Below are 16,349 nucleotides of genomic sequence, written 5' to 3' on the forward strand. Positions count from 1 at the left end.
AGCTCAGCCCGCCTCGTTCGCCGCGGGGTTCGCCAGAACCTCTTCCATGCCCTTTTGCGTGGAAACGCCGCGCTGCGCGAGCCAGACTCCGAGCAGCGTGGCGCAGGCCGCGATGCCCTGGGTCAGGTTCAGGGACTCCCCAAGCCAGACCCAGGCCAGCGTCACCGAAACCACGGGCACGAGGTTGATGGCCGAGGCGGCCTTGCCTGCGGCCATATGCGTGAGGCCGTAATTATAGAGCCCGAACGCGCCGATGCTCACGAAAGCGCCGAGATAGGCGGCGGCGAGCAGCGCGCTGGTCTGCGAAAGGGTCTGCGAGCCCAGTTCCAACGCTCCGGGCGAGAAGAATATCAGCCCTGCGGCGGTCTGGAGCGCGGTCAGGGTCAGGGCCGAGTAGCGGTCGCCCAGCCTGCGCGCCAGGAGCATGTATACCGCCGCCATGAGCATGGCTCCGAGTTCCAGCAGGTTGCCGAGCACGGGATTCGGCGCGCTCGCCTTCGGGCTGCCGCTCAGCGTCAACCAGAGCACTCCGCCCAAAGCCAGAGCCAATCCCAGAAGCGAGCCGCGTTCCAGGGGTTCGCGCAGGAAAAGCCAGCCGCCCACGGCCACCACCAACGGCAGGATGGCCGAGACCACTCCCGCCTGGGAAGAGGTGGTCAGCGTCAGGGCGTTGGACTCCAGCAGGAAATACAGGCAGGGCATGCACAGGGCCATGCCGGCCAGGGGCAGCCAATCGCCCCTGCGGTAGCCGGCGAAGCTCATGCGGCCGCAAAAAGGCAGAAGCACCAGCGCGCCCACGGCCATGCGCAGCCACATGATGGTCCAGGGACCGAAGACCGCCAGAACCGCCTTCATCATCGGAAAAGAACTGCCCCAGAGCACCACTGCGCCGAGCACGGCGGCCACGGGCCAGATATTGCGTTCCATTTTTCGCATCGCATCCTCCGTTTCATGCATGGGCGTTTCTACCCCCAGGCACGAAATCCATCTTGTAGAAAATTGCTGATCCGAAAGGAATTCCGGAAAGGCGCTCAATCCGCGCAGCGTCGATATTGATTCGGCGTTGCCCCGACGATCTGCCTGAAGACCTTGCTGAAGTGGCTCTGATCCGCAAAGCCCGTGGCCAGGGCGGTTTCCGCGATGGGCTCGCCCGAGGCCAGCAGACGCTGGGCCTGCTGCACGCGCTGCTGAACCTGCCAGGCGTGCGGCGGCAGCCCCAGGCTGCGCTTGAACTGCCGGAGCAGATGATAGCGGCTCAGCCCCGTCACCGCCGCCAGTTCGTCCAGGCTGACCTTGCGGGCATAGTTGTCCGCGAGATATTCCCGCGCCAGTTGCACGGCGCGCGGCTCCATGGGCGCATCCAGCCCCCGGCCGCGAACCTCGCCGTACCGCGCGAGCAGCCAGGAAAAGGCCACCACGGAAGCGGACTGCTTGGCCAGGCTCCCGCCCTGCCCGCTCTTCGCGGTCAGGTCCACGATGAAACGCAGCGCGCTTCGCAGAGCCGGGTCGCGGAGCACGTTGTCGCGAAAACGCGGCAGTTCGTCCCCGCCCCCGATCTCGCGGCTCAAGTCGCGCAGCCAGGCCGCCTCGACATAAAGCATCTGGTAGGCGATCTCCCTCCCGTTCAGAGGTACGCCGGAATGGACACGTCCGGGCGGAATGACCGCGATTTCTCCGGCCAGGACACGGGGCTCTCCGGGACCGTGTTCGAGGAGCCGGGTTCCTCCCGTGTGCATGAGCCCCACGGAATAGGTGTCGTGGGTGTGCGGAGCAAAGGCGAACCGCTCGTATCGCGAGACGCGGAATTCCACGCCAGCGATATCCGGATCTCGCCAGAAGCGCACTTCGTCCTTCCGCTGCATTGCTCGCTCCGATGATACCGTGTCAGGATGACGGCAGGCTGCCATGCTCCCGGAGCAACGTCTTGTCAAAAATTGCTCTGCGCGGAAGCCTCCCGCAGATAGCCGCCGGGCGTCACTCCGACATACTGCTTGAAGGCTTTGCTGAAATGGCTTTGGTCCGCGAACCCGGTCTCCTGGGCAGCCCGCGCCAGGGGAACCCCCTGCGCGAGCAGGTCGCGCGCGTGGCTGATGCGCCGCTGCGTGCGCCAGGCGTGCGGAGTGAGCCCCGTGCTTTCCCGGAAGACCCGCAAGAGATGGTAGGGACTCAGGGCCGCCTCGCGGGCCAGATCTTCGAGGGTCAGCTTGTCTGCGAAATTTTCGGACAGGATTTCGCGTACCCGGCTCACGGCCCGGCGCTCGCCTGCAACGTCGCCGCCGGTCCGGCCCACTTCGCCGTGCCGCGCGAGAAGCAGTCCGAAAGCCTCCACGGCCCGCCCCTGCCGCTCCAGAAGCTCGGCCTGCTCCGTCACGGACACCGCCAATCGCTGCAAGGCGTCCACCAGCTCGGCGTCGCGAACCACCGTCCGCGGAAACCGGACCGACGCTTCTCCGGCAGCCGATGCCCCGGCCATGTCCCTGGCGAGCGCCTCCAGCCAATCCGGGCGGACGTGAAACATGTAATAGGCCCAATCAGGATCTTCGGGATTGCAGGAGTGCACCTCGCCCGGCGCGAAAAGCACAAGGCAGCCTTCGGCGACTCGCTGCTCCCGGCCGCGCGCCCAGAGACGGGTTCCGCCGGAAAGCACGGCACCTATCGAATAGGTTTCGTGGGCATGCTTCGGAAAGGAAACGCTGCGATAGCGGGAGAAACGGATTTCCAGGTCTTGCAGTTCCGGGTCGCGCCAAAAGCGCACGTCGTGCGGCGAGGTCATGCCCCCTCCGGCGGTCAGCCGCCAAGCCCCATGGTCCGGGCGATGTCGCCGTCCGCCTTCTGGATATGCGCGACCAGCCATTTCTTGAGATAATCGGCCACATCGACTGCGGAGATTTCCCCAAGAATGAGCGCTTCCCGGAAGTTCTCAACCTGTTCGGCGAATCCCAGATGCAACAGTCGGTGCTGGGCGAGTCCGGGATAGCCCAGGCTTTCCATGTAGGCTTCCTCGGTGGAAAAATGCGTCAGGGCGTAGCGCTCCATGTCCACCATGCAGCGTACGACAGCCCGTTCCTCGTCGTCCTGGCCGATGGCGTCCACGAGGCGGTTAATAATGAAGAACAGCCATTTGTGCTGGCCGTCGATTTCTTCGTCCCCGACGGACAAGCCCTCGTTCCATTCAGCGAACACCACATGAACCTCCAAAAGCTCCGCCGCTTGCGGCGGAGCTTTTGGAATCGATACCAACAGGATCAGATATTCGCAAGAACGGCATCGGCCATCTCCTTGCAACCGACGGGAATGGCTCCCGGCTGCATGATGTCGCCCGTGCGGTAGTCCTGGGCCAGGGTCTTTTCCACGGCGGCGTCAACGGCGTCCGCCTCCTCGGCCATGCCCAGGGAGTGGCGCAGCATCATGGAAATGGACAGAATCGTGGCCAGGGGGTTGGCCTTGTTCTGCCCGGCGATGTCCGGCGCGGAACCGTGGATGGGTTCGTACAGCCCCGGACCGCCGCTCCCCAGGGAAGCCGAGGGAAGCATGCCGATGGACCCGGTGATGGCGGCGGCCTCGTCGGAAAGGATGTCGCCGAAGAGGTTGCCCGTGACCATGACGTCGAACTGGGAGGGGTCGCGCACGAGCTGCATGGCCGCGTTGTCCACGTACATCTCGCTGAACTCCACGTCCGGGTACTGGGCCGCCACCTCGCGCATGACCGCCCGCCAGACGCGGGAAACGTCGAGCACGTTGGCCTTGTCCACGGAACAGACCTTTTTGCCCCGCTTGCGGGCCGCCTCGAAAGCGACCACGCCGATGCGCCGGACCTCGTCCTCGTGGTAGATCATGGTGTTCCAGCCCACGCGCTTGCCCTCGCGCAGCTCCTCGCCGCGCGGTTCGCCGAAGTATATGCCGCCGGTAAGCTCCCGCACCACCATCACGTCGAGCCCCTTGGCCGTGATGTCGGGCCGCAGGTAGCAGGCGTCGCGCAGTTCCGAAAAAAGCTTGGCCGGACGCAGGTTGGCGAACAGCACCAGCTCCTTGCGAATGCCGAGCAGCCCCTTTTCGGGACGGATGGCGGGATCCAGGTCGTCCCACTTGGGGCCGCCCACGGCGCCGAGCAGCACGGCGTCCGAAGCGCGGCACTTGTCCACGGTTTCCTGGGGCAGCGGCCCGCCCGTGGCATCGATGGCGCATCCGCCGATCAGCGCGTTTTCGATTTCAAAACTCCGCCCGAAACGCTCGCCGACCTTCGCCAGCACACGCAGGGCCTGGGCCACGATTTCCGGCCCGATGCCGTCTCCGGCCAATACGCAAATCTTGGTCATGGCAATCAACTCTCTTCTATTTCAAACAGTTGCAGCTGACACGAATCAGGCGGCCAAACGTTTCTTCACATACGGAACCAGTCCCCCCGCATCCAGGATCTCCTGCATGAACGGCGGCACCGGTGCGCACTGCACCTGCTCGCCCGTGGTCAGGTTGCGGATCACGCCGGTAGCCGTGTCCACTTCCAGTTCGTCGCCGTCGCGCAGCTTGTCGATCTCATCGCCCACTTCCAAAAGCACCAGCCCCATGTTGAAGCCGTTGCGATAGAAGATGCGCGCGAAGCTCTTGGCCACGACCACGGGGATTCCCGCGCCGAGGATGGAGATGGGCGCGTGTTCCCGCGAAGAGCCGCAGCCGAAGTTCTCCCCGGCCACCATGATGTCGTTGGCGCTGACCCGCTTGATCCAGCCCGCTTCCAGGCCTTCCATGCAGTTCGCGCCGAGCTGCGCCGGGTCCGTGGTCACCAGAAACCGCGCCGGAATGATGGCGTCCGTGTCGATGTGGTCGCCGACCACGTGCGCCTTGCCCTGTACTTTCATGAGCTATTTCTCCTTTGGAGAAGTCCCGGGGGTGACCTTTTTGCAAAAGGCCCTCCTCCCGGACCCCCCTCCCAAAATCTTTACTCTGCGGTCCGCCTGCTGCGACCCGCGAAGTTGCGTCAATTCTTTCCGAAACCCACCCCGCCTTGCGCAGCAAGGCGGTAAACGGGGTTCCAAGGGGCTGCTGGCCCCTTGGCCGCCGGAGGCGTGCCTTTTCCTCCCCGCGCAGTTCTAGACGTGCGCGGGGTGGGCGATTTCTCCGGCGATTGCCGAGGCCGCGGCCACGGCGGGACCGGACAGGTACACTTCGCTTTCCAGGCTGCCCATGCGGCCCTTGAAGTTGCGGTTGGTGGTGGCGATGGCGCGCTCGCCGCCCGCCAGAATGCCCATGTGCCCTCCCAGGCAGGGGCCGCAGGTGGCCGGACCGACGATGCAGCCCGCTTCCATGAAGATTTCGAGCAGCCCCTCGCGCAGGGCCTGGGTCCAGATCCTGGGGGTGGCGGGCAGCACGATGCAGCGCACATGCTTCGCGACCTTCCTGCCGCGCAGCACTGCGGCGGCCTCGCGCAGGTCTTCGATGCGGCCGTTGGTGCAGGAGCCGATCACGGACTGGTCCACCCGCAGCCCAGCGACCTCGTCCACGGGGCGGACGTTGTCCGGCAGATGGGGGCAGGCGATCTGCGGGGACATGTCGTCCACGTTGATCTCCACGAGCCGCTCGTACTCGGCGTCCTTGTCCGGGAAGAGCACAACGTCGCCCTTGCGCCCGGCTTGTCCGGCATACTCCAGGGTCTTGCCGTCCACGGCGAAGAGTCCGACCTTGCCGCCCGCTTCGATGGCCATGTTGGCCATGGTCATGCGTCCCTCGACGGTGAGTCCTTCCACGATGGGACCGCAGAATTCAAGCGCCTTGTAGAGCGCACCGGCCACGCCGATCTCCCCGATCAGCTTCAGCATGTAGTCCTTGGCGCCCACGAACGGTTCGGGCTTGCCCTTGATCTCCACCTTGATGCTCGGCGGCACCTTGAACCAGGTTTCCCCAAGGGCCATGGCTCCGGCGATGTCCGTGGAGCCCATGCCCGTGGCGAACGCGCCCAGGCCGCCGTAGGTGCAGGTATGGCTGTCCGCGCCGACCACCACGTCGCCGGGACCGACAAGCCCCAGCTCCGGCAGCAGGGCATGCTCCACTCCCACATTGCCGCCTTCGTAATAATGGGTCACGTCCATCTGCCGGGCGAAATCCCGCACGACCTTGACCTGTTCGGCGGAATCGATGTCCTTGTTGGGCGTGAAATGGTCGCAGACCAGCGCCACGCGGTCTTTGTCGAAGACCTTTTCCGCGCCCATGGCCTTGAAGGACTTGATGGCGAGGGGAGCGGTAATGTCGTTGGCCAGGACCATGTCCACCCGGCAGCGGACGATCCGGCCGGAAGCGGCCTCCTCGTCGGTATGCCGCTGCAAAATCTTTTCAGCTAACGTCTGGGGCATCTGTCAGTTCTCCTCTTTGATCTTCATCAGCCGGTTCAAGGCGTTGACGAGCGCCATGGCCGATGCGCGGATGACGTCGGAATCGGCGGCGCGGCCCACGGCCCGAATGCCGTTCTCCTCAATGCGGATGCTGACCTGGCCCAGGGCGTCGGTCCCGGCGGTCACGGCATTGACGGAATAGCGCTCCAGCTTGGGGTGCACGTTCACCACGTCGCAGATGCAGCGGAACACGGCGTCCACGCATCCCTTGCCGAAGACGACGTTCGTCTTTTCCTCCACCAGCTCGCCGTCGCGGAGGAACTCCATGACCACGGCGGCCTGGGGAGGCACGCTGCCGGAACTGGAAGAAACGCTCATGTCCTTGATGCGGAAAAGGTCGCGCTTGCGGAAGACCTTTTCCATGATCATGGCCTGCACGTCTTCGTCGTAAATCTTTTCCTTCTTGTCCGCCAGATCCTTGACGGCCTGGAAAACCACGGCCAGCTGGGCGTCGTCCAGATCGTAGCCCAGCTCCTTGACCTTGGCCTTGATTGCATGGGAGCCGGAATGCTTGCCGATGACCATTTCCGTGCCGGAGCGGCCGATGGCCTCCGGAGTCATGATCTCGTAGGTCATGCGGTTCTTGAGCATGCCGTCCTGATGCACGCCGGATTCGTGGGCAAAGGCGTTGGGTCCGACCACGGCCTTGTACGGCGGAATGGGCTGGCCGATGATCTGGGCCAGGCGTCGGCAGGAGGGGAAGAGCTGGGTGGTGTCCACTCCGGTTTCCACCTCGTAGGCTTCCTTGCGGGTGTTCAAGGCCATGATGACCTCTTCCAGGGCCGCGTTGCCCGCGCGCTCGCCGATGCCGGAAATGGTGCACTCCACCTGCCGGGCTCCGGCGCGGATGGCCGCCAGGGTGTTGGCCACGGCCAGGCCGAGATCGTTGTGGCAGTGCACCGAGAAGACGGCCTTGTGGCTGTTGGGCACCTTCTCGATCAGATATTTGATCAGATCGTGGTATTCGAAAGGCTGGATGTAGCCCACGGTGTCGGGAATGTTCACCGTGGTTGCGCCGCAGTCGATGACCAGCTCGCAGACCTTGGCCAGAAAGCCCCAGTCCGAGCGGGAGGCGTCCTCGGCGGAAAACTCCACGTTGGGGGTCAGGGACACGGCATGGCGAACGGCCGCTTCGGCCATTTCAAGCACCTGCTCCGGCGTGCGCTGAAGCTTGTACTTCATGTGAATGTCGCTGGTGGCGAGGAAGGTGTGAATGCGCGGATTCTTGGCAACCTTGACGGCCTCCCAGGCGCGGTCGATGTCTTTCAGCACGGAGCGGCAGAGCCCGGCCACCTGCACGCCGTCCCCCACGGAACGGGCGATTTCGCGCACGGCCTCGAAGTCGCCCTGGCTGGCGATGGGAAAACCCGCCTCGATGATGTCCACGCCCAGCGTCTCGAGCTGCCGGGCCATGCTGATCTTCTCGTGCAGGTTCATGGTCGCGCCGGGCGACTGCTCGCCGTCGCGGAGGGTGGTGTCGAATACGTATACGCGGTCAGCCATGACAGCCTCCATCGGTTTGTGGAAGGTAAACGTTCAGCGCCATGCCCGCAACAGGATACACCGGCGCCAGGGACAATACCGGCTCTCCGGGGGCAAGGGAGAGAAAATCTATGATTTGAAGCAACGCGCGGTTCGCGCGTGATTGCGCCCCCCTATAGGGATAGGGGGCGTAGAGAGAGGGAGAGAAGAAGAGCCGCATGGGCTCGGGAGAAAGAAGAGATCATTTGCCTCGAAGGTAGTCGCGGGACTCGCGTGCTGTCAACCACAAATCGCACGATTCCGAAACAGGGACGAGAAACCGTTGCCGCTCCGGATTCCCCCCGGAAAAACAAACGGGCCGAACGGGCAAACGCCGCTCGGCCCGCAATGCGCTTTGCCCGAGAGTGCGCGGCTTCGTCTCCGCTAGCGCCCGCCCTCTTTTTCGCCATGTTCCGCATCCTCGTGCGGCGGCTGCGAGAGCTTGGCCCCGCGCCGCGAAAGCACGAACAGCGTATAGCCGAGGCCCGAAGCGATGTAGGCCAGAAAGATCAGGAAGCCAAGGACACGGGGCTTGGTGGCCACGAGCACGAAAAGCAGGATGGCCACGACCATGGTGCTGAAGGAATGGGCGCGCAGAAAGCCGAGCTCCTTGAAGGAGGCGAAGCGCACCGTGCTGACCATCAGGAAGGAAAGCAGGTAGACCAGCACAAGCAGGGCCGGAGCCAGGGACGTCTCCGCGATGTGCGGCGGGACGAAAGGCATGAAGAGCACAAGCGTGGCCAGGGTGCAGGCCGCGGCGGGAATGGGCAGGCCGGTGAAGAAGCGCTTGTCCGTGACCTTGACCTGGACGTTGAAACGAGCCAGACGCAACGCCCCGCAGGCCACAAGCAGGAACGAGGCCATCAGGCCCAGGCGGCCGAACTGCGAAAGCTGCCACATGTAGACCAGGATCGCGGGGGAAACGCCGAAAGCCACGAGATCGGCCAGGGAATCGTACTGGACCCCGAATTCGCTGGTGGTGTTGGTCATGCGCGCCACCCTGCCGTCCAGGGCGTCGAAGACGGCGCTGCCCAGGATGGCCAGCGCGCAGGACTCGAAATCGCCGCGCACGGACCAAACCATGCCCATGAACCCCAGAAAGAGGCTGGCGGTGGTAAACAGGTTGGGCAGGATGTAGACGGCCTTGCTGCGCGGCAGCCGCTTGCGAACAGCCATACGTGAAAGCTCCTAGGATGCCTTGCGCTTGGCAAGGGCGGTTTCTCCGGCAAAGACGCGGTCGCCCACCGAGACTTCCAGCTCGAAGCCGTCGGGCAGGTAGAGGTCCACGCGGGAGCCGAAGCGGATCATGCCGAACCGGTCCCCACGCTTGAGCTTGTCGCCCTTTTCGGACCAGCAGACGATGCGTCGGGCAATGAGGCCCGCGATCTGGACCACGGTGAAGCGCTGGTTGCCCTTGCCCACGATCTCCAGAATGTTGCGTTCGTTGTCCGTGCTGGCCTTGTCCAGGGAGGCGTTGAAGAACTTGCCGGGAATATACCGGATTGTCTCAATCTTACCGGAAACGGGCATGCGGTTCACGTGCACGTCGAAGACGTTCATGAACACGCATACCGCCTGCTTTTCCTCGCCGGAGATGGGATCCTTTTCGCGAGCGATCTTGACGATGCGCCCGTCCGCAGGCGAAACCACGGCCTCCGCGTCCTCCGGCGGCACGCGCTCCGGGTCGCGAAAGAAATGGCCCACAAAGGCCGTCAGGGCGAAGCTCAGCAAGGTGAAGCCCCACCAGCCGAGAACGGCGAATATCACTGTGGCGAACGCCGCCAGAATCAGAAAGGGATAGCCTTCAGGACATACGCCGACGGACCTCTGCTGCATCGTTCACCTCCGCTTCCGGGCAAAACGGTAACATTGATATAAAAGCGTAGGCTACCCGGCCTCGGTTCCCAGGTCAACCTTGCTCACGCCTCTTGTGCGTCCCGGTTCCTTCCAGTATGAAAACCGCATGGATCCCGTAACCCATCTTTCCGCCGGAGCCGTCATCTTTCAGGCCGTACGCGACCGCCTTCCCCGGGCGCGTCTGCTTCTGGCGCTCTGCCTGCTCCTCGCGGTTCTGCCTGACGTGGACATTCTCTTCTTTCCCTCGGACCCGTCCTTTTATCTGCTGCACCACCGGGGGCTCACCCATTCCGTATTCTTCGTGGCCCTGGCCTCGCCGCTTTTCGCATGGCTGTATGCGCGTCCCGCAGGACGGCCAGGCTTCGGCATCCTGGCCGGGCTCTGCGCAGCCCTGCTCTCGACGCACATCTATCAGGATCTGGCCACCAGCTACGGCACGCAGATTTTCGCTCCCCTTTCCCACGCCCGGCTTTCCTTTGACGCCATATTCATCATCGACCCCATCTACACCGGCCTGACCATCGCCGCGATTCTCATCGCCGCATTCTGGAAAAGCCGCAGGCGAACCATCGCCCTGGTCGCCTTGGCCTGGATATTCATCTATCCACTGGCCTGCGCCGGGCTGCGCGTCGTGGCCGAAACCCGCTACGTGGACGCCCTGGCCAAAAGCGACGCTCCGTACGAATGCCTCAGCGTCACAACGGACGTGCTTTCCCCGCTCTACTGGAAGGCGATTCTCGTCAGCGACGGACGATACGCCCTGGAAAGCATCGACATGCTCTCCGACGCCAACGCCGATCCGGATTTCGCCTACCTGCGCCCCACCCGCGAACTGATCGAACGGCTGCGCAAGGCGGACCCCTTCCTCGACACCTATTTCTGGTTTACCGCCTTCCCATATTATATAGAGGAACCCGGCGAGCACGGAGAGCGCAATCTCGTTTTCGGCGACCTGCGCTTCCAGTCGCCCGGACCGCTGATGCGCAAGCTCTTCGAAAACGGACGCACTCCCTTCGCCCTGACCGTCCGGCTGGACTCTTCCGGCCAGATCAAGGAATTCGTCTTCCACAGAGGCGGCAAGACGTTCGCGCGTTCCTTCATGGAATAGCCGCGCTGGTCCTGCGGGATTTACAGGCGACTTCGAGAGGCTAGTTCTTGCCGAAGCCCGATCCGCGGGACAGCCTGTGCAAAGGCAGGATTTCGCCGCTCACGATCCAGGCCTGGGGATGCAGGGCCGCGCCCTCGAATTCCGCAGGACGCTGAAAGCCGTTCTCCCGGCTGAGTATGAGGGAAGCGTTCGTTTCCCGGCTGTAGACGATCAATCCTTCCGGAAAGAATTCCGCACGGCCCAAGGCCGGACCGCAGGCTTCGAACAGAGCGGCGTAGGCACCGAAAAACCGTTCGTCGCAAAGAGCGGCGCAGGTGCCCGTGGTGTCTGCTGCGCTGACGAGAGCGATGTTCCGCCCCCCTGCCAAGGCATAGGAGGAAGCCGTCGCGGGGCTGGCGTGCACGACGTTGCCCGCCCCCAGGGATCGCAGCAGCGCCCCTGCACGGTCCGCGACCTCCGCGTCCTCCTCCATGCCCCAGACCTCGATGGATTCGACGCCGGCGCGGCGGGCCAGAAGATATTGCCCAAGGACCAGCAGGCCCGCACCGGAATAGAGATCCAGCCCCAGAAAACGCCCGGTTTCGGCCACGCGCTGACCGAACAGCGCGCGCAACATGCGGGCCGCTGTTTCGGGCTCCCCGGCCAGGGACAAAGCCGGCGCGAACCGCCGCAGCATGTTCATGATTTCAATGTCGTCGTCCGGCTCGTTCAGGCTGCGGCAGCGCGCAAACATGCCGAGCAGCGCCCCGATTGCCGAGGGCGGAACCGGATTGGACTGCGCGCCGGGATGGACAAAGGCGAAAAAATACTTTGCCGCGACGTTCATCAGAGACTGTGCGGAAAGAGGAACCATGGGATCGCCGAGGATCCGAAGGTCGTCCACCAAAGGGGCCTGGTCCAGCCAGCGCGGAGCCGGACCGATCAAGCCGGCAGCCTCTTCGTTGTTGAGATGACAAGGAGCAGCGACCTTGCTCATGGCGATTCCTCCAGTGGCCGCGAAGCGCGGCGGGCATTTTTTGCAGTCCCCCGATCCAGTGCAGGGGTTGTGCCGGGATGTCCGCCTGCCTCCTTCAAAATTCATTTTTTAATCACATCCCAATCAAATCAGAGCATTGCGCTGCGTCAGTCATGTCCGGGCAGGCCGAAACCTTTTCGTGGACGCTCGGAAGTGGCCTTGATACAAGCTTGCCTGAAGCAAGGAGAAGAAAATGGCAAAAAACGCCGAAGACCTGATCCTGATCGATCGGGATAAATGCAATCGCGACTGCATCTGCGAGCTGGAATGTCCCTTCGACTTGATCTACTACGGGGACGATGGCTACCCGCGTCTGCGCCGCGCCGCCAAAAAGCACTGCATCGCCTGCGGCCACTGCGTCTCGGTCTGCCCTTCCCAGGCCCTCGACCTGAAGATGCTCCGGCTTGAGAACTGCATCCCCTTCGACAAGGAGCTCCAGCCCGGTCCGGAACAGGTAGCCCAGTTCCTCAAGTCGCGCCGCTCCGTCCGCACCTTCAAGAAGAAACCGGTCTCCCGCGAGGATCTCGAATGGATGCTCGACGTGGCCCGCTATGCCCCCTCGGCCCATAATGCCCAGCCGGTTCGGTGGGTCATCGTCAACGACCGCAAAACCATCGACCAGCTCACGGAATGCGTGGTCGAATGGATGGAAAAAATGAAGCTCTTCCCGGGCGTCATCCGGGCCTGGCGCGACCATCAGGACGACAAGGTGCTGCGGCACGCGCCGCACATGGCCGTGGCCCACGCGCCCGTGGACGGGGAAAGCCCCGCCGCGGACTGCTCCATCGCCTGCACCTATCTGGAACTGGCGGGCCATTCCAAGGGCGTGGGGGCCTGCTGGGCCGGATTTCTGATGAACGCCGTGGAATACACGGACCAGATCGACAAGCTGCTGAACATTCCCCAGGGCAACCGCATCTACGGCGCGCTCATGCTCGGCTACACGAAATTCCGATATTATATGATCCCGGACCGCAATCCCGTCCAGGTGGACTGGATCGACTGATTCGAACGACAAAGGCCCCGCGAAAGCGGGGCCTCGTGCTTGCGGCGGACCGCCGACGCCGCAGGGCACACATGGCTCGACATCAAAGCCAGGCGCACGCCGGACGCAGGGCAAAAGAAAAGGCCGACTCGAAAGCCGGCCTGAAACATGGAGCGGGAAACGGGATTTGAACCCGCGACTTCAACCTTGGCAAGGTTGCACTCTACCACTGAGTTATTCCCGCTCAATCAAGGGACACTCTGTTTACTCGTGCCGCCCTCACCTGTCAACCCTTCGATTTAACTTTTTCTCAGAGTAAAACTTCCTGGTTTCATTAAGCATATTCATATGCTTTACTTTTGGCACTTTTCTGATATATCCACACACTTCATTCGAGCGCGGCAACCCGAAACAATCGGGCAGCCGACATCCCCGCAGGAGTATTTTCACATGGAAGCTAACGATATCAAGTATTTCCGCGAAGTGCTCGAAGGCCTGCTCGACGACATCATGCAGAAGAGCCAGGAAACCATCGAGGACATGACGGAGTCCGGCGAAATCTACGCCGACCCTGCGGACCGCGCCACCGCTGAATCGGATCGCGCCTTCACTCTGCGCATCCGCGACCGCGAGCGCAAACTCGTCCGCAAAATCCAGCAGGCCCTGCAGCGCATCGAGGACGGCGATTTCGGCATCTGCTCCGAATGCGGAGACGAGATCGGCACCCCCAGGCTCAAGGCCCGCCCCATGACCACGCTGTGCATCCAGTGCAAAAGCAAACAGGAAGAGGACGAACAGGTCCGGGGCGACTAGCCCCGGTTCGAGACAGCCGCAATGGAGGCGAACTTCTTCCGCCATCTGGCCGCCGAGGCCGGAATCCTGCTTGCGGGGCGGCGCATCGAAAAAATATACGCCCCCGCCGACAACGTCTGGACGCTTCGCCTGGACGGAAAGGATGCGGCTCGATATCTGCTTTTCCGGCCCGCGAAAATCGCGGGCCTTCTCTTTTTCTCGGCGCAGAAGCCGGCCAATCCCTTTACCGCGCCCGCACGCGTCATGTGGCTTCGCAAGCGCCTCGGCGGACGCCGGATCATCGGCTGCCGCGCGGACTGGCCCTCGCTGCGTCTCGCGCTGGAACTGGCCCCGACCACGCGGGAAAACCCGGGGCGATGCCTGATCCTCGATCTGCGCGAAGGGCTGCGGGTCTGCGACGAGCCGGACACGGACTTCGGCGCGGAACCGGAATGGCCCGGACCGGACGAAGTCATGGCGAACAAGGACATTTGGCGGGAGTATCCCCAGATTTCGCCGCCGCTGCGCAAGCGGCTCGCCAGCCTTGACCCCGACGACGCCCGCGACCTCTATCTCCAGGTGATCCGCGGCGACCGCCCTTCCCGCTTCCATGCGCCGGAAGAGGAGGAAGGGCCGGGCATGCCCTTGGTCTGGCCGTCCCCTGGCCGCAACCTTTCCTTCGACACCGCCCTGGAAGCCGCCGAAGCCTGGGGGGCGCGCACCCTCTTTCCCGACCTCGAAGACCAGGCCGAACGCCCGGAATTCGTTCGGCTGAAACGCCAACGCAAAAAAATCGCCAAGGCTCTGGAAAGACTCGACCAGGAAAAAGCCCGGCTCGACGGGCTGATCGCCCTGCGCGAGCAAGGCGAAGCCCTCAAGGCCAACCTCTATACGCTGACCGGATATGACGGAGAGCAAAACCGGATTCCGGAACGCATCACCTTGGAACACCCGGTACTCGGCCCTCTGGAAATCGAGCTTGACCCGCAAATTTCCCCTGCGGCAAACATGGAACGACTCTTCCGCCTCGCGGACAAGGGCAGACGAGGGTATGTCCATCTCGCCCGCCGCCGCAACGAACTCGGCAAGGAGCTGGCCCGGCTGGACGCAGGCGGCGCTCCGGCTCCCGGCCAGGCTCCAAGGCGGCACGGCGGCACGGAAGGGGCAGACGCGCCCGCCCCGCTTCCCAAACGCTGGCAGGGGCTCGCCGTGAGCCTCTTCACGACCGAGGACGGATTCGCCGTTGCACGCGGCAAGAACAAGAAGGCCAACCACGAGATGCTCTCGCGGGCGGCGAGTCCCTTCGACTACTGGTTCCATGCCCAGGACGGCCCCAGCTCGCATGTGATTCTCAAACGCGACCACCCGGCCCAGGAAGTCCCGGAACGCTCCCTGCTCCAAGCCGCGGAACTCTGCGCTCTGAAGAGTTCGTTCAAAGGCGACGGGAGAGTGGAAGTCATGTACGCGCTCGTCAAGGACATCCGCAAGATCAAGGGACTGGACCACGGTTCCGTGGCCGTGGATCAGGTCCAGGGCACGCTGGCGGTGCGGCCCGACCCGGAACTGGAGCAGAAGCTCGCCCGCAAAGCCTGACCCGCCTGCGCCCGAACGTCAAAACGCCGTCCCGCAGTTATGCGGGACGGCGTTTTGACGTCTCGGCGACCTTGGACCTTGGATTCTCAGGCCAGCATGTTCACGCTTCCGGTGTCGAGCATGGCCAGAGCCATGCGCTTTTCATGATCCATGCGGCTCTGCACGCTCGCGCGCACCCGACGGCTTGAAGAGCCGAACTGGGTCTTGCGGTTGTCGTAGACCTCGTCGATGAGCTTGTGCACGAACTCGCCGCTATCCGGCTTGGCGTGCAGCCCGGCAATGGCCTGCCCGAAGATTTCCGCAGCTCCCGTGGCGCCGTGCTGCACGGCCGTGCTCCAGAGCACCTCGCGCGCCGCCAGCGGCAGCTTGTCCACATCGATTCCGGTCTGGGCGATGATCTTTTCCCGCGCAGGCTGGTAATGATCCTCCCGAATGAACTCGCGCTGCAACAGCTCGAATCGTTCCGGCGACTCCTCGGCGATCTTCTTCCATTCGCGGGGCATTCCCCCGCGCGTGCCTCCGGTGTTGGCAGGCCCTGCGGCGCGCAGCCGCTTGGACCATTCCGGCGCCCGCTCGTCGAGGAACTTCAGGAAGTCATGCATGGATCCCGTGCGCGAGGCTATCTGGAACTTACCGTAGGACGTTCCGCCCACACGGTCGAAACCGATGGCCTCCACGCCCTTGTCCCCGGATTCGAACATGGCTGAAAGCGCTCCGGCCACCAAAGCGTTCTTTTGCGGTTCGGGCACCTTGGCGCGCACCACGTTCATGGGCTGGCTGCGCTCCAGCGGGTTTTCCCCGATCAAACGGGATATGGTCGAAAGCGCGTCCATCATCAACGCGTCGTTCATCAACGAGCCGCCCATCAAATGCGACTGTCCGGCCTGACTTTCCTTTCCATCGCTGAAAAGGTTCAAGGCCATCTGCATCTGGGTGTGAAACGCCAGATCCCCGGCCTGCTTCGCGCTCATAGGCCGCTGGACGGCTGCGGCGGGTCTCGTTCCGAGAACCTGCATCAGTTGGGAATAGTCCATTTCCGCCATGTCGGCTCCCCCTGTCAAAATCCGGACACAAAAGGCTGTGCCCACCAGGATT

At 63.5% G+C, this 16,349-nt stretch carries 16 protein-coding genes and 1 tRNA gene; 4 read left to right on the forward strand and 13 right to left on the reverse strand.

The annotated features are described in order from the left end of the window. Positions 1-3: 3 nt before the first annotated feature. The 10 genes from G452_RS0109005 to G452_RS0109050 all read right to left on the reverse strand — a co-directional run bounded on the left by G452_RS0109005 (position 4) and on the right by G452_RS0109050 (position 9,740). A complete protein-coding gene (locus tag G452_RS0109005) occupies positions 4-927 on the reverse strand; it encodes a DMT family transporter (RefSeq protein ID WP_027189134.1) in 924 nt (307 codons plus the stop codon). Between the two features lie 104 nt (positions 928-1,031). Next, complete coding sequence (locus G452_RS0109010; protein ID WP_022661929.1) at positions 1,032-1,862, reverse strand: AraC family transcriptional regulator; 831 nt, start codon at positions 1,860-1,862, stop codon at positions 1,032-1,034. Between the two features lie 65 nt (positions 1,863-1,927). Continuing rightward, on the reverse strand, positions 1,928-2,773 hold the full coding sequence (locus G452_RS0109015; protein WP_022661930.1) for a helix-turn-helix transcriptional regulator: 846 nt from the start codon (positions 2,771-2,773) through the stop codon (positions 1,928-1,930). Positions 2,774-2,787: 14 nt separating this feature from the next. Further along, positions 2,788-3,186: a bacteriohemerythrin gene (locus tag G452_RS18730; RefSeq protein ID WP_022661931.1), complete on the reverse strand. Its 399-nt coding sequence runs from the start codon at positions 3,184-3,186 to the stop codon at positions 2,788-2,790. 59 nt (positions 3,187-3,245) lie between these two features. Further along, positions 3,246-4,316 carry a 3-isopropylmalate dehydrogenase gene (gene leuB / locus G452_RS0109025; RefSeq protein WP_022661932.1) on the reverse strand — a complete coding sequence of 357 codons (1,071 nt, stop codon included), beginning with the start codon at positions 4,314-4,316 and terminating at the stop codon, positions 3,246-3,248. Between the two features lie 45 nt (positions 4,317-4,361). Further along, positions 4,362-4,856 (reverse strand): 3-isopropylmalate dehydratase small subunit, encoded by a 495-nt coding sequence (locus G452_RS0109030; protein ID WP_022661933.1) that lies wholly within the window; start codon positions 4,854-4,856, stop codon positions 4,362-4,364. Positions 4,857-5,087: 231 nt separating this feature from the next. Then, positions 5,088-6,344, reverse strand: a complete 1,257-nt coding sequence (gene leuC, locus G452_RS0109035; RefSeq protein WP_022661934.1) for a 3-isopropylmalate dehydratase large subunit — start codon at positions 6,342-6,344, stop codon at positions 5,088-5,090. Between the two features lie 3 nt (positions 6,345-6,347). Next, complete coding sequence (locus G452_RS0109040; protein ID WP_022661935.1) at positions 6,348-7,886, reverse strand: 2-isopropylmalate synthase; 1,539 nt, start codon at positions 7,884-7,886, stop codon at positions 6,348-6,350. Between the two features lie 402 nt (positions 7,887-8,288). Further along, positions 8,289-9,080, reverse strand: a complete 792-nt coding sequence (gene pssA, locus G452_RS0109045; protein ID WP_022661936.1) for a CDP-diacylglycerol--serine O-phosphatidyltransferase — start codon at positions 9,078-9,080, stop codon at positions 8,289-8,291. Positions 9,081-9,092: 12 nt separating this feature from the next. Next, complete coding sequence (locus tag G452_RS0109050) at positions 9,093-9,740, reverse strand: phosphatidylserine decarboxylase family protein (RefSeq protein ID WP_022661937.1); 648 nt, start codon at positions 9,738-9,740, stop codon at positions 9,093-9,095. Between the two features lie 127 nt (positions 9,741-9,867). On the opposite strand from G452_RS0109050, the gene G452_RS0109055 reads away from it, so the two are divergent. After that, the gene (locus G452_RS0109055; protein WP_022661938.1) at positions 9,868-10,869 is read left to right on the forward strand and encodes a metal-dependent hydrolase; all 1,002 of its coding nucleotides are present in this window, start codon (positions 9,868-9,870) and stop codon (positions 10,867-10,869) included. 40 nt (positions 10,870-10,909) lie between these two features. Here the strand turns inward: G452_RS0109055 and G452_RS18735 are convergent, their stop codons facing one another. After that, positions 10,910-11,845: a hypothetical protein gene (locus tag G452_RS18735; RefSeq protein WP_051142019.1), complete on the reverse strand. Its 936-nt coding sequence runs from the start codon at positions 11,843-11,845 to the stop codon at positions 10,910-10,912. 232 nt (positions 11,846-12,077) lie between these two features. Here G452_RS18735 and G452_RS0109065 point away from each other — a divergent pair, with 232 nt between their 5' ends. After that, the gene (locus G452_RS0109065; protein ID WP_022661940.1) at positions 12,078-12,890 is read left to right on the forward strand and encodes a nitroreductase family protein; all 813 of its coding nucleotides are present in this window, start codon (positions 12,078-12,080) and stop codon (positions 12,888-12,890) included. Between the two features lie 148 nt (positions 12,891-13,038). Here G452_RS0109065 and G452_RS0109070 read toward each other — a convergent pair. Continuing rightward, positions 13,039-13,113: transfer RNA gene (locus G452_RS0109070), tRNA-Gly, on the reverse strand. Between the two features lie 206 nt (positions 13,114-13,319). Between G452_RS0109070 and dksA the strand changes: the two genes are divergently transcribed. Both dksA and G452_RS0109080 read left to right on the forward strand, forming a co-directional pair. Further along, positions 13,320-13,682 (forward strand): RNA polymerase-binding protein DksA, encoded by a 363-nt coding sequence (dksA, locus tag G452_RS0109075; protein WP_022661941.1) that lies wholly within the window; start codon positions 13,320-13,322, stop codon positions 13,680-13,682. A 21-nt stretch (positions 13,683-13,703) separates the two neighbouring features. Next, positions 13,704-15,254, forward strand: coding sequence for an NFACT RNA binding domain-containing protein (locus G452_RS0109080; RefSeq protein WP_022661942.1), 1,551 nt, complete (start codon positions 13,704-13,706; stop codon positions 15,252-15,254). Positions 15,255-15,340: 86 nt separating this feature from the next. On the opposite strand, the gene G452_RS18740 is transcribed toward G452_RS0109080, so the two are convergent. Next, positions 15,341-16,297: a VgrG-related protein gene (locus G452_RS18740; RefSeq protein WP_022661943.1), complete on the reverse strand. Its 957-nt coding sequence runs from the start codon at positions 16,295-16,297 to the stop codon at positions 15,341-15,343. Between the last annotated feature and the right edge of the window lie 52 nt (positions 16,298-16,349).

Source organism: Paucidesulfovibrio longus DSM 6739 (assembly GCF_000420485.1).
GTDB classification, from domain to species: Bacteria; Desulfobacterota; Desulfovibrionia; order Desulfovibrionales; family Desulfovibrionaceae; genus Paucidesulfovibrio; species Paucidesulfovibrio longus.

What these genes read in the sequence shown, in the direction of transcription:
- G452_RS18735 (WP_051142019.1), bottom strand. Translation starts at nt 11,845, where the DNA reads ATGAGCAAGGTCGCTGCTCCTTGTCATCTCAACAACGAAGAGGCTGCC.
- G452_RS0109015 (WP_022661930.1), bottom strand. Translation starts at nt 2,773, where the DNA reads ATGACCTCGCCGCACGACGTGCGCTTTTGGCGCGACCCGGAACTGCAA.
- G452_RS0109030 (WP_022661933.1), bottom strand. Translation starts at nt 4,856, where the DNA reads ATGAAAGTACAGGGCAAGGCGCACGTGGTCGGCGACCACATCGACACG.
- G452_RS0109055 (WP_022661938.1), top strand. Translation starts at nt 9,868, where the DNA reads ATGGATCCCGTAACCCATCTTTCCGCCGGAGCCGTCATCTTTCAGGCC.
- G452_RS0109065 (WP_022661940.1), top strand. Translation starts at nt 12,078, where the DNA reads ATGGCAAAAAACGCCGAAGACCTGATCCTGATCGATCGGGATAAATGC.
- G452_RS0109080 (WP_022661942.1), top strand. Translation starts at nt 13,704, where the DNA reads ATGGAGGCGAACTTCTTCCGCCATCTGGCCGCCGAGGCCGGAATCCTG.
- G452_RS0109050 (WP_022661937.1), bottom strand. Translation starts at nt 9,740, where the DNA reads ATGCAGCAGAGGTCCGTCGGCGTATGTCCTGAAGGCTATCCCTTTCTG.
- G452_RS18740 (WP_022661943.1), bottom strand. Translation starts at nt 16,297, where the DNA reads ATGGCGGAAATGGACTATTCCCAACTGATGCAGGTTCTCGGAACGAGA.
- dksA (WP_022661941.1), top strand. Translation starts at nt 13,320, where the DNA reads ATGGAAGCTAACGATATCAAGTATTTCCGCGAAGTGCTCGAAGGCCTG.
- G452_RS0109040 (WP_022661935.1), bottom strand. Translation starts at nt 7,886, where the DNA reads ATGGCTGACCGCGTATACGTATTCGACACCACCCTCCGCGACGGCGAG.
- leuB (WP_022661932.1), bottom strand. Translation starts at nt 4,316, where the DNA reads ATGACCAAGATTTGCGTATTGGCCGGAGACGGCATCGGGCCGGAAATC.
- leuC (WP_022661934.1), bottom strand. Translation starts at nt 6,344, where the DNA reads ATGCCCCAGACGTTAGCTGAAAAGATTTTGCAGCGGCATACCGACGAG.
- G452_RS0109010 (WP_022661929.1), bottom strand. Translation starts at nt 1,862, where the DNA reads ATGCAGCGGAAGGACGAAGTGCGCTTCTGGCGAGATCCGGATATCGCT.
- pssA (WP_022661936.1), bottom strand. Translation starts at nt 9,080, where the DNA reads ATGGCTGTTCGCAAGCGGCTGCCGCGCAGCAAGGCCGTCTACATCCTG.
- G452_RS0109005 (WP_027189134.1), bottom strand. Translation starts at nt 927, where the DNA reads ATGGAACGCAATATCTGGCCCGTGGCCGCCGTGCTCGGCGCAGTGGTG.